At 39.7% G+C, this 12,544-nt stretch carries 12 protein-coding genes; 4 read left to right on the top strand and 8 right to left on the bottom strand.

Annotated features, from left to right (window positions below):
* Positions 1–389 precede the first annotated feature (389 nt).
* The 3 genes from ABJD64_RS03885 (at position 390) to ABJD64_RS03875 (ending at position 1,521) form a co-directional block, all read left to right on the top strand.
* Positions 390–773: a DUF4783 domain-containing protein gene (locus ABJD64_RS03885; protein WP_348177605.1), complete on the top strand. Its 384-nt coding sequence runs from the start codon at positions 390–392 to the stop codon at positions 771–773.
* A 190-nt stretch (positions 774–963) separates the two neighbouring features.
* Positions 964–1,170, top strand: a complete 207-nt coding sequence (locus ABJD64_RS03880) for a hypothetical protein (RefSeq protein ID WP_348177603.1) — start codon at positions 964–966, stop codon at positions 1,168–1,170.
* 150 nt (positions 1,171–1,320) lie between these two features.
* Positions 1,321–1,521 carry a hypothetical protein gene (locus tag ABJD64_RS03875; protein WP_348177601.1) on the top strand — a complete coding sequence of 67 codons (201 nt, stop codon included), beginning with the start codon at positions 1,321–1,323 and terminating at the stop codon, positions 1,519–1,521.
* 93 nt (positions 1,522–1,614) lie between these two features.
* On the opposite strand, the gene ABJD64_RS03870 is transcribed toward ABJD64_RS03875, so the two are convergent.
* The 8 genes from ABJD64_RS03870 to ABJD64_RS03835 form a co-directional block, all read right to left on the bottom strand.
* Positions 1,615–2,613: a glycosyltransferase gene (locus ABJD64_RS03870; RefSeq protein ID WP_348177599.1), complete on the bottom strand. Its 999-nt coding sequence runs from the start codon at positions 2,611–2,613 to the stop codon at positions 1,615–1,617.
* A 72-nt stretch (positions 2,614–2,685) separates the two neighbouring features.
* A complete protein-coding gene (locus ABJD64_RS03865) occupies positions 2,686–4,998 on the bottom strand; it encodes a T9SS type A sorting domain-containing protein (protein ID WP_348195257.1) in 2,313 nt (770 codons plus the stop codon).
* Positions 4,999–5,013: 15 nt separating this feature from the next.
* A complete protein-coding gene (locus ABJD64_RS03860) occupies positions 5,014–5,535 on the bottom strand; it encodes a hypothetical protein (protein ID WP_348177595.1) in 522 nt (173 codons plus the stop codon).
* 46 nt (positions 5,536–5,581) lie between these two features.
* On the bottom strand, positions 5,582–6,784 hold the full coding sequence (locus ABJD64_RS03855) for an NADH:flavin oxidoreductase/NADH oxidase family protein (protein ID WP_348177593.1): 1,203 nt from the start codon (positions 6,782–6,784) through the stop codon (positions 5,582–5,584).
* Position 6,785: 1 nt separating this feature from the next.
* The gene (locus ABJD64_RS03850) at positions 6,786–7,637 is read right to left on the bottom strand and encodes a hypothetical protein (protein ID WP_348177591.1); all 852 of its coding nucleotides are present in this window, start codon (positions 7,635–7,637) and stop codon (positions 6,786–6,788) included.
* Positions 7,638–7,676: 39 nt separating this feature from the next.
* Entirely contained in the window at positions 7,677–9,020 is a 1,344-nt protein-coding gene (locus ABJD64_RS03845; RefSeq protein WP_348177589.1) for a deoxyguanosinetriphosphate triphosphohydrolase, read from the bottom strand.
* A gap of 4 nt (positions 9,021–9,024) precedes the next feature.
* On the bottom strand, positions 9,025–9,777 hold the full coding sequence (locus tag ABJD64_RS03840) for an SDR family NAD(P)-dependent oxidoreductase (protein ID WP_348177587.1): 753 nt from the start codon (positions 9,775–9,777) through the stop codon (positions 9,025–9,027).
* Positions 9,778–9,880: 103 nt separating this feature from the next.
* Entirely contained in the window at positions 9,881–10,567 is a 687-nt protein-coding gene (locus ABJD64_RS03835; protein WP_348177585.1) for a hypothetical protein, read from the bottom strand.
* A 132-nt stretch (positions 10,568–10,699) separates the two neighbouring features.
* Here ABJD64_RS03835 and ABJD64_RS03830 point away from each other — a divergent pair, with 132 nt between their 5' ends.
* Positions 10,700–12,520 carry a DUF885 domain-containing protein gene (locus tag ABJD64_RS03830; RefSeq protein ID WP_348177583.1) on the top strand — a complete coding sequence of 607 codons (1,821 nt, stop codon included), beginning with the start codon at positions 10,700–10,702 and terminating at the stop codon, positions 12,518–12,520.
* Positions 12,521–12,544: the final 24 nt, after the last annotated feature.

The following is a 12,544-nucleotide window of genomic DNA, read 5'->3' as shown; positions in this document are numbered from 1 at the left end:
AATAACCAGTTCCTGCTATTGCCTATTAGATGTACAAAAAAAACTATGAAAGAATTCTGGACGGTAATAAAAAAAGTGCTCTGATAAATGCAAATACCCCGTCGACTGCAATACCAACCAATCTAAATGGTAATAGTAGCAACCATATAACCGGATAAATAAGCAAAAATAATATTGCCAACGGCCAACAAATAACCAATAGGATGAGCCAAAGTAGAATTTTCATGATTTTGAGTTTTATTTTCATAACGCACTTGCTTCAAAATTGTTGGCCTGGTGCTTTAATTCAAATTGATTATTTCAATCATCAAAATTTGAATGCGTTAAGAAATGCTATATTTTTAGTGTTCTTGGCATAATATTCGCTTCCATAAGACAAAATCATTACTATGAAAAAGTCATTTCTTTTGATCATCACAATCCTAATTGCTTTTTCGAGCCATGGACAGTCTACGACAGAAAATGTCAAACTTGCACTCAACACTGGCAGTGCAAAAGAGTTGATCAAATACTTCAATGAAGTGACAGAGTTGAAAATTGATGACTCCGGAGCTAATTATAGCAAGATTCAAGCAGAATCGGTTCTTCGTGAGTTCTTTCAACAGAATCAGGTAGAAAGTTTCGATTATATTCATAAAGGTTCGTCTCCGGAAGGTCTTAAATATAATATCGGAATGTACAATGCCAAATCAGGTGCTTACCGCGTAGTCATTTTATTGAAAGAAATAAAAGGACAGTATGTAGTGGATACTATCAATTTCAACAAGGAATAACCAACAATCCTTTATATGATGACTTCTGTCAGAAATGTAAAGCTTAGCGGCAGATTTTTAAAGTTTATACCAACCTCTTCAAAATACTGACATCATTTGAGGGCAAATATTGTCAGTCTAGTTAATTCTTTTGGCAGAAATGCAAATCCAACATAACCTTACTTTGGGGTATTACTAAATTAAAAAGCATATGCATTTTATCTGGTACAACCCTGACCTAAACGAATATAAATATGGAAATGTGGCTGCTTTTAATATAGAGATTGAAAGAGCCAATAACCCAAAAGCATATACGGTGCTTATGGAGTTTGACAAAGATTCGAATGATTTGGCCAATAAGATCACACAGCAATTAAACATTGCAAATACGCAATCCATCGTAAGAATTGCGTCTTAGATCGAAAAAATTGGACAAACCGAAGTGTTTTGCATTAGTATTAAGGCGGTTCGTTTTTAATGCAAGCATTGAACTTGGCAGTTGAGTAAAGAAAACTGGCAGATTCGAACACTTAGAATTAGGTTTATTTGTAACGTTAACACATTGGCTATGCATCTTATTTGGTATAATTCTGTAACCAAAAAGTATGAGTACGGGAGTTCAAGGGAATTTAAATCCTTGAAAAAGAATAGTGAACTAGGGGATGCTCTTACTATACTTATGGAGTTTACTGGTGATGACAAAGTGTTAGCGACCAAGATAATTGGTGAGTTGAACATAGCCAAAGGAGAACCTCTCATGGTGGTTTAAAACCATGACTGAATTTGCAACCTTTTTCTCATAGCTTATCCTGTAGACGGCAGGAAATAGTGTTAATAAACGAACCCCGGCTTTAGTCGGGGTTTATTTTTTGTCAAAAAAGAAAGATGGAAACGCCATACGTTCAGCTTTTCCGAGAAGATTCAATTGAAACTGTGATTTTAAAAAACCAAATCCATAGGCAAGTAACTGAATAAGGGAAGCCGGAACTGCAAGTAGTGCAACTGATAAAGAGTTATTTCTTAGGGCATCAATAAATATTAATGCTGTATAAACCAGCAACGGTACCAATCCATAAACAGAAATCTTCACAGACCATAATACCAAGCCTAAGACCCCCACTAGAAAAAAAGTAGGCAAGAAGTAAACAAGTTTGCGCGTATCCGGATACCAGCGGTTAAGTATAACTCGTACCACACCGAATTTATAAACTTGTTTCATAAACTTACCAAAATCTATTCTACGCTTATGGAACACTACTGCTTCGCGAATAAGAGACACTTTATATCCAGCTTTAATAATCCGAAAGCTCAAATCCGGATCCTCTCCGGGGTGAATATCAGAAAATCCACCCACTGCCTCATATACTTCTCTTTTTAGCCCCATATTAAAACTTCTGGGCTGATATTTATCTAATTGCTTCTTGCCTCCTCTTATTCCGCCTGTTGTAAAAAAAGACGTCATTGCATAGTTAATTGCCTTTTGCACATTGGAAAAGGACGAATGTGCAGTATCAGGCCCTCCAAACGCATCAGGATTGGTTAGATCAATAACCATATCCAGATTTTTAAAGTAGTCTTCTGGCAACACACAATCAGAATCAAAAAATAAGAAATAATTGCCCTTAGCCTTTCCCATACCAAAATTTCGACTATCTCCGGGCCCGGTATTAGGCTTGTAGTAATAATTTATTTCCAAATTGAATTGATCTACCAAAAAGTCCGATTTCTGCGTAGATCCATCCTCTACAAGAACAATCTCAAACGGCTTTATCGTTTGATTTTGCAAGCTTTCAAGCATTTCTTTCATCTCATCTGGACGATTGAAAACTGGTATGATTATGGAGTACTTTGGATTGCTCATTCGGAATCAGTAAAGGCTGCAATTTAACGTATCGACACAATTAAACCACTCTCGTGGAAAGGCTCAGAGCAATTACCTCTTCTGAAACTTTCTCTGAATGTTGCCTTGCTCTGTATTGATTTGAAGTAAGTATATGCCAGCCTTAAGTTGTCCGGCATCAATGCTCATGACATTTGTACTTAGAATGATTCCTGATTTAATTCTTTTCCCTGTCAGGTTCATAATTTCATAGGTCGTAGCTCCTAAATTGAGTCCTTCAATGTTGATTTGTGTAGTTACAGGGTTTGGGTAGATCACTAACTCATCTTCCAGATTGTTTGACTCTAGAATAACGAGTTCTTTGGACTTTGCTGAACAACCCTGTCCGGTAGTAGCTACTACAAAATAGGTGCCACCGCCCAGAAAGTTGAGAGTACTACCATTTACATCATCCACTTCCTCATCCTCAAAATACCATTGAAAATTAGTTGCGTTGCTTAGAGCGATCAAATCTCCATTTTCATCAGTAGAAATTTCTACTTCAATGCCGTCCGTGCTGAAAACGGTGAATTCGTCCGTCGCCACCAGATTTCCATCTTGTTTGATGTACAAATTGTGATCCCCTTCCTCTAAGGAAGCAAAAATACTTTCTTCCTGGTAAGACTCATTGTCCAAACTATATGAGAGGGAACCGCTGCCAGAAGCAATGACTTCAGCCGTTCCATCAGCTCCCGCCGAGGTACAACCAACAACAATATTTTGAATAGCCAGATCAGTATTTATGCGTTCAAAGCTAATTTGGTCTAAATATAGATTGTTACCATAACCGTTGACGGCCTTGAAAGCCACTCTAGCACTTTCCCAAGATTGATCAAATTCAATAAGTATTTGTTCATTTATCCATTCAAAGTTCTCAGGAACAAAAGAAAGTGTATGTGGTTTAGCAGTAGCCAAATCTTCTGCAGACCATGCGTGAAATAATTGCCACTTATTGGAACAGGATTCTGCAATGACTATGACCAAACTATCCTTATAATCTTCATCGAAATAGGCATAAGCACGATCAAAGGACAATCTGTATAAGTTATCTTCAGATAAGTCTATATCATCAAAAATCAGATAATCTTCTTCTCCTATTCTGTCATAATTTAGGAAATCCATCAACAGTGACTTACTGCCTAACGATGAGGTCGCAGAACTGACTTCATAAGTATCGTCATTATCTTCATTCTCAATTGAGTACAGGACACTCTCACTGGTTTCAAACCCCACCTCCAGCTGAGCTAGTTTGTCTACTGAAGGGTCTTCAACCACGATAAAATCTGTGAACGTTTTTACATCCGATTCATCTGCATCATTACTAATGGTGAGTGTTACACTATAGGAACCAGCCGACGCGTAAGTTATTTGTGGGTTTTGCAAATCAGAAGTAGCGGGTATTCCTCCTGGAAATTCCCATGCCCAGGTACCAGGCGAAATGGACTTATCCTGATAGGTAATCGTATTTCCCGTACATATTTTAGTTACATCTGCATCAAAATTGGCAGCCAAGGACTTTGATACCAGATAGTTTCTATTATTAGTATATGTATCGGAAATATTGCTGTATTGCTCAGTACTAAAGTGCACACGACAATTTTTTGGTGCATAAGACATGATGTTTCCAGTGTCAGGTACATATACATCATTATTGGCATCAACCGCTGTTCCGGTATAATTGCAATCGACGCTATTATCGACTCCTCCGCTCAAATTAGGATCTGCAGGCGTATCACAAATATTGTCGCCAGCTGTAGTGCAGTTCGAACCATCGACTAGCTCATCTGTAGTCCCATTGTTGGTGGTTCCATGCGTATGATACAAATTAAAGAAGTGACCTATTTCATGTGGCAACGTACTACCATTAATGGTACAGCTGTTGGCCATAATCACACGGTCAGGTCCGCCTGAAAAATAGGCATATCCACATAGTGGGTCCTCTCCGCTTACTACTGAATTGGCAAAATAGATATTGATAGTATTCTCTACATCATTGCTTCCTCCTAAAACTGATTCATCATTGGAATCAAAATTAAAATACTGATTATCATCTATGTAATGGATATCACCAAGAAGAAAGAAGTTCAAGTTGGCATTGGCATAGAATCCATTCAACGTAGCCAACGCATCATTAAAATCCGTCTCGCTTAGTCCTCCAGTGCCATCAGATTGTCTCAGTATATGAGCAGAAATTGCCACGTTAGAAGTTGCTGCGGCAAGCATTTTACTACTTGATCGCTCTCGCATTCTCTGATTTATCCTGTTTATTTGCTTTTGAGTTGGCTTGGTACCACAGGGTAATAATTCCTGTCCCTGTGAAGGAAATAAAATAGAAAACAATAATAAAGTTGAGAACAATAATTTCATCAGTATATTTTTAGGTCAGCCGGGCAACCATCCTACAGTTGCTTGAGAAATATTTAGACCATAGGTAGATTCATCATCAAATTTCATTCCTGGGGACTTTAGGTCTACTTTATACCTCTTGCCTTTTTTGTAATTTATCCATTCAGCTTCTGTCATGCTAAGGGTCAATGTACCAAGAGTAGCGAGAAGCGCTATCGCTGGTTTGTTTCTCCGAACATTTACATCATTACAAAGTCGAGAAACAATCTCCTCTTCAAATTTTCTGAGCCTTACGGTCACGTAAGCATTATCAGAAGGTATCGTCCAGATGTTCTCACGATCCAATTCTATTTTTTCTGTGTCTATAATGATTTGTATGTATGATTTATTGTCTTCGCTGACCTGGTAAATAGTCAAATGTCCGCAAGAAACAACCGGACCTTTTAAATATACCTCAGAAGAGTCTACTGTACTACGTGTAGCACAGCTGTTACACATAATTATGAAGGCTCCTAGTAAGTAATAAAAAACGACGCTGAGCTTTTTCTGTTGTTTCATCAGGTACGGTTTGGATAAAGTTACAACATTAGACACCAAAACCTGATCAAAGTTTATTCTGGATAGCTTTTACAAATTCGTGTTTGACAAGGTGGAAAGCAGATCTAGATGCAGAATAGGAAAGGTCAACAGGCTTTCCCTTACCCAATAAACCCAACTGTAAATTATAAAAACCGGCCTCCGCCATATCTTCAAATGCCTTGATGCCCGTTCTAATTTGGAGCTCCTTCGGTTTCAGCTTTCCCGCCAAAAATCTGGAACCAAAATCATCATAAAGTAAAAAGGGTCTGGCCATGCCTACTACATCCAACAACCCCTCGGTTAAAGCCCTGTTGCAAAAATCCAGAGAACGTATACCTCCCGTGACCATCAAAGGGATAGCGCTCTCTTTTTTTACTTTCTCAGCAAAATCGAGAAAATAGGCTTCTCTTTTTAGCGTAGATTGTCTGACGTTACCTGCAAGAAGAAACTCGGCATTTTCGTAGGTACCTCCTGAAATTTCCAACAGATCCACACCAAGTCCCTCTAGTTTATCAATCACCCACAAAGACTCCTCTTCACTAAACCCACCCTTTTGAAAGTCAGAAGAATTGAGTTTCACTCCAATAGGGAAACCTACCCCCACCGCAGTTCTGGTAGCTTTAATAATTTCAAATAAAAATCTGGTTCTGTTTACCAGTTTGCCTCCCCAGTTGTCCTTTCTCTTGTTGGTAATTGGAGATAAAAACTGATTGATGAGATATCCGTGAGCTGCATGTATTTGAACACCCGTAAACCCAGCATTCTTGCTTAATTTGGCAGCACCAGCAAACTTTTCAATGAGCGCTGTTATCTCCTGGTCCCGCAATGGCCTCGGCCTGGCAAAAAAACCTAGTTTGTTCAATTTAATATTTGAGGCAGAAACCGGACGCAGATTATTGAAAATAGACGTCTGTCTGCCACTATGTGAGATTTGCACCCAGCAATGGTTATTGTTAGACGTTGCGGCAGATGCCCACTGTTTAAATTCCGCCATAAAGGACTTATCTGCCATCACATTACCCGCAGATTCCAGATGGCTACGCTCCAGCATTACATTTCCGGTAATCAATAAACCCGTCCCACTTCCGGCCCACTGTCCATAAAGTGTGAAATGTTTTTGATTTGGTTTAAGATCCTTATTACTAAACCGCTCAGTCATTGCAGCTTTTGCCAATCGATTTTTGAGTACAGCACCGCACGGTAATCTAAATGGTTCGTGAATATCCATCTTAAAGAACTTCCTTTAGAAATTTTAATGCGGTTTGATAAAATTTCCTGACTACCCCACGCTGATCTTGTATCAGGTTACATGCCGATAGTTGGGTAAATGGCAAGACTGCTCCAACCCACTCATCCTCATGCCAATGGGCTTTTACAGGATTTAGGTCAATGAGGTTTTTCGTTGGATATGGCCAAGGTGAACAATAAAAATATGGCTCATTATAATACTTATCTCCAGGTGACATTCCTATGTTGATACTCCTCGAAGTCTCTGGGTCGCCTGTATCCAGCAGCGTAATCCTTGCTGCAATGTCAAAATGATGAGGCCAGCACTTGATCTCTGAAACTTTTTCTTCTTCCTTTAAAATCTGCCTGAGCAAATAAGCTGTATTATTATACAATCTGCTTAATTCTTGAGAAGCGATCTCGTTATCGATATGAAATGGCTCCTTTTTCGCCGTAGGATATTCAGGAATTATATAAGGATAAGAGAGGTTGATTTTAGAAAAGTCTGCTCCTAAATGGCTAAGCTCGTGTTCCAGCCAGACCATGACGTCAGTTTGTCTTGCATCCTGCATGGATATGGAAGAAATGGTGTTGAGATTTTCATCAACCAGATACACTTCAAACCGCTTGAGACTTATCGAAGAACGGAATTTTATGTCCGCTTCGACCCATCGTCCGACTAGTCTTTGCAAGTTGAAATCCCATTCCAAATTCGCATTTTCGTCTTCGGCACTTGCTGGCAAAAATGATCTGCCCACAGCTGCTACATTTTGAATGGCTTGGTGAAATTGCTTGCGTGTCTGAATAAGCTCCGTGACATCAGGAAATGTAAGCAATTGCCAATCTTTATTCATGTTCGCCTATTTTTATGAAAGATAACAATTGACCATAGCTTATCCCAGATTAATCCCTGTCAATATTTTAAATTGTTTTACAGCAGAGCTGTCTGTCATTCCTGAAATATAGTCAGTGATTTCAAGGGCAGATTCATATGGGCTTTTTGCCCAATCCAACTTGAACTGGACATCTACTGGCAACAACCGATAGAAACTCCTGTGCCTGCCAGAGTACCTTTCTTTAGCATAAAATTTACAGAATGTGGCCTCCATAAATGCTGTTAACAAGCCATCTATAATCTCAAATCCTGCAGCTTCTTTTTCCAGTACTTGCCTGCTTTGGTATATCCTTTTAACTGAAAACGAACCGAGTTTTTCTAGCGTTGGTGCCGCAGGGATCAGATCGGTGAGTGCCTGATCAAACTTGCCGCCCAATATATCCTTTTCATTCGCCATGAATACCTGTGATGCCTGATGAACCAATGTATTGATGGCCACAGCTCGTAATACACCTATTTTCTCTTTATCACTGGCTATATTTTCCAATTTGTCCGGGTAATAGCTGTCACCTAATATCTCGGCCAGAAAATCACGGGTCTCTTCAAAAGTCACCAAACCCAAACCAAAACTGTCTTCCAGATCGATGATGCTGTAGCAAATATCGTCGGCGGCTTCGACTAAAAATGCCAATGGATGACGAGCAAAAACAAGTTCTTTTTTAGATAACGCCATTAATCCCAAATGTTCTGCCATTTCCGAAAAGGAAGATTCGTCGGCTTGAAAGTATCCGTATTTCTTTTGACTTTTTCTGGACTTTTCTCTCGCGCTTAAACTCGAGGAACATGGATATTTAGTAAAAGCTGCTAACGTTGCATAGGTCAGCCGTAGGCCTTGCTTCTGATTTTTAGTAAGTAGTCGAAATCCCTGTGCGTTACCTTCAAAGCGAGTCAGGTCGTCCCATTCCTGATCTGAAACCGTTGCCTTGATTTTTCTTGCCTTATCGCTGAACAAAAAATAGTCTGAAATGGCCTGCTCGCCGGAATGACCAAAAGGGGGGTTGCCCACGTCATGCGCAAGAGCAGCAGCTCCAACTACCGCTCCAAAGTCATGTGGAGACAAATGGCCTAATTCTGGATTTTTTTCAATGACAGTAGCTCCAACATTTTTTCCTAAAGACTTACCTACACTTGATACTTCCAGGCTATGAGTCAGTCTGGTATGTACAAAATCCTGATCAGGCAATGGAAATACCTGGGTTTTGTCCTGCAGATTTCTAAATGGTCTGCTAAAAATAATTCGGTCATAGTCTATCTCGAAGTCGCTCCTGAGTGGATTAGCATTCTTACTCCCTTTCGGGTCTCCCAGACGAGCAGATGACATCAGATTTTTCCAGTTCATCATAAGCTTAAGATTGTCGATGGACCATGGTGCTACTGGCTTGAGCAGTTGGGAAAATGGTAATGTCTGCCAGGGTAACATGCGGTGGCCTGTCTATAACAAACTTTACCGTTTCAGCAATATCTTTGGCATAGAGTGGAGTAATTCCTCTATAAACACTCTCACTTTTGCCTTCATCACCTTTGAATCGAACCATTGAAAATTCTGTTTCTACCAAGCCTGGGTGAATACCGACAACACGTATGCCATAAGGATTTAAATCCATTCGCATACCATTGGTAGCGGCATCTACACCAAATTTGGAGGCACAGTATACATTACCCTCGGGGTAAACTTCTTTGCCAGCAATCGAGCCAATATTAATAATATCCCCAGATTTTCTTTCAACCATTCGGGGTGAAATAGCTCGGGTGACATATAGCAATCCTTTCAAGTTTGAATCGATCATAGCATCCCAATCGGCAAGATCCCCTTGATGAATAGGAGCTCGGCCATGCGCATTCCCGGCATTATTAATTAATACCTCAATATCCTGCCATTCTTTGGGCAATGATTCGATTGCCGCGTTTACCGCTGCTGAATCCGACACATCAAAGGACAACTCGAAAACCTCAGTATTTAGCCTGAGTTCGTTAGCCAACTTTTCTAATCTTTCTTTTCTTCGTCCGCAGATAACTACGGAATGATCAGCAGCGAGCGCTTTGGCAATGGCTTCGCCAATTCCGGAGGTTGCTCCAGTAACAAAGGCTATTTTTTTCATTTATTGAATGATGATAATTGAGTCCCGAAATTACACGGAATCCATGAGATTATTAAATATCAAATGAGTAGATGAAACTAACAAAACCAATTAAATATCAATTCTAAAGATCGAAACTGACACTCAATTGTGGAAAGACCATATGCGTTCTACTTATTTTGGTGGATTCATAGTAAAACGCCCCTTCATCATCTTGTTTTAGGTGTTCTGGTGAAATGTACTCTATTGGTCCACTGGCGAGATAAAGTACTCTCAGGTCCGCTCCAAATCTCTGCTTTCTAATAGAAAATCCCAAGCCCATTCCATAACTCCAAACTCCGTTAGTCTGATCCGCAAATACTGATTTATCCTCTATTTCCAAAAGTGTATCAAACAGGTCATTGTTATACTTTGTAGTTGTGGATATAAACTTACCTCCGCCTAACAAATCCACGTAAGGTTTTATAGCCGACTCTGTCTGCACCCTAAGGCGAGTAACCAAATGTGTCGTGATCAGCGTATTAGTGGTTTTCATCGGTACTCCCCCAATTTCTTGCTTATCCTTGCCCATGTAATTAATTCCTAAATCAAGACCTATTTGGAAAAAATTGCTCACTTTCGATGGGTTCCAAACACCACCCAGATTACCACCATATCCCAAATTTCGATCTATTTTATCAGCAAACGTTCCTACCGGAACTGCAAACTGAAGACCTATCCAAAACTCACCTTTCGGAATCTCAAAATCGTCCTGAGCGATCAGGCAGTTTGCATAACATAGAAATAGAAGCACCAAGTTTAATTGTTTCATTGGTCTGGAAGTTTTTTATTAAGTCAACTAAAAATGTGCTTGCCCCTACAAAAAGGCGGCAATTTGACCAGCAGTCATCTCATTAACTAGTAATTGATATAAATTGCATCGCGTTAAACCAAAATTAAAAAAATGAATCTAGTCAAAAATTCACTACTCTTTATTTTAGCCATTCTCGCTGCCTGCACTCCCGAGAGCAAGAAAATCAGCTACACTGCTGAAGAGATGGCAGCTGAATCAAAAAAAACAAACGATTTCTTCGAAAAGTCATTCAACGAAGGATTAGACAGAAGCCCTGAATTTCAAACACAGCTTGGCATCAAAACGAACCAAGATAAATGGGACAACTATTCTGATGAAAATGCAAAAACTGAATTAGAAATTACAAAACAAGAATTGCAATGGATCAAAGATTCGATCAACTACAATGCACTTGACGAAAACACAAAGGTAAGTTACGATCTATTTGTAGCATCAGCTGAGAAAGAAATCAACAACTTCAAATACAGGCATTACAATTACCCAGTAAATCAAATGTTTGGCATGCATTCTGGAAAGCCAGCATTTTTGATCAACATGCATCAGATTACAAACAGGGTCGATGCAGAAGCCTATATTTCTCGTTTAAATAAATTGAAGCCAGTATTTGATCAACTCATTGTAAATCTCAAGACAAGAGAAGAGAAAGGCATTGTGCCTCCAAAATTCGTTTTTCCGAGAGTTATTTCTGACTCTAAGAACCTTTTGAAGGGCGCTCCATTTACAGGCGGCGAACCAAGTACGCTGTTGGCAGATTTTTCAGGGAAATTGAGTAGGTTGGATAACTTAGACCAAAACGAAAAAGAAGAACTGTTAAGCCAAGCCAATGAAGCCTTGATAGGCAGTGTAAAGCCGGCCTATCAAGGACTCATTTTCTTCTTATCCGAACAAGAAAAAAGAGCAACAACAGATGACGGTGCCTGGAAATTTCCTGACGGCGTGGCTTTCTTCAGTCAAGCACTGAAAAATACAACGACCACAGATTTGACCTCAGATGAAATTCATGAGATTGGCCTGAAGGAGGTTGCTCGTATTCATGACGAAATGAGGGAAATCATGAAAAAAGTAGGATTTGAAGCAGAATTACAAGATTTCTTTGAATTCCTAAAGACCGACGATCAGTTTTATTATCCAAACACCGACAACGGAAAAATAGCTTATATGGATAGTGCTACGTCCATCATAAATAACATGAAAAATCGATTGGGCGAATTATTTTTAACCAAACCAAAAGCAGACATGGTTGTGAAGCGCGTGGAAGCATTTCGCGAACAGTCAGCTGGAAAAGCATTCTACCAAAGACCTGCTCCTGATGGAACTAGACCGGGCACCTACTATGCCAACCTTGCTGATTCGAAGAACATGCCGAAATTTGAAATGGAGGCTCTAGCCTATCATGAAGGTATACCAGGACACCATATGCAACTATCTATCTCCCAAGAGCTCGAAGGACTTCCCAAATTCAGGAAATATTCGAGATATACAGCATATACTGAAGGTTGGGGATTGTACTGCGAATACATACCAAAAGAAATGGGGCTCTACGAAAATCCGTACTCTGATTATGGCAGATTGGCAATGGAGCTTTGGAGAGCATGTAGATTGGTAGTAGATACAGGAATTCACGGCAAGAAATGGACACGTGAAGATGGTATCGCCTACTATCAGGAAAATACCTCCGGCTCAGAGCGAGAATGTGTGAGAATGGTAGAGCGTCACATCATTATGCCATCTCAGGCAACAGCTTACAAAATAGGGATGTTAAAAATTCTAGAGCTGAGAGAAGGGGCTAAAACCAGACTAGGTGAAAAATTCGACATTCGTGAATTCCACGATGTTGTGTTGACTAGTGGTGCTGTTCCGTTGGACCTGCTGGAAACGATGGTCAATGACTGGGTGGCTTCCAAGAGCTAATTTTAAGTATTAAAAAAAAATAGG

Source organism: Reichenbachiella sp. (genome assembly GCF_039944555.1).
Taxonomy (GTDB): Bacteria; Bacteroidota; Bacteroidia; order Cytophagales; family Cyclobacteriaceae; genus Reichenbachiella.
The sequence above is the reverse complement of the archived record's forward strand: the minus strand, read 5'-3'. Positions and strand labels throughout refer to the sequence as shown.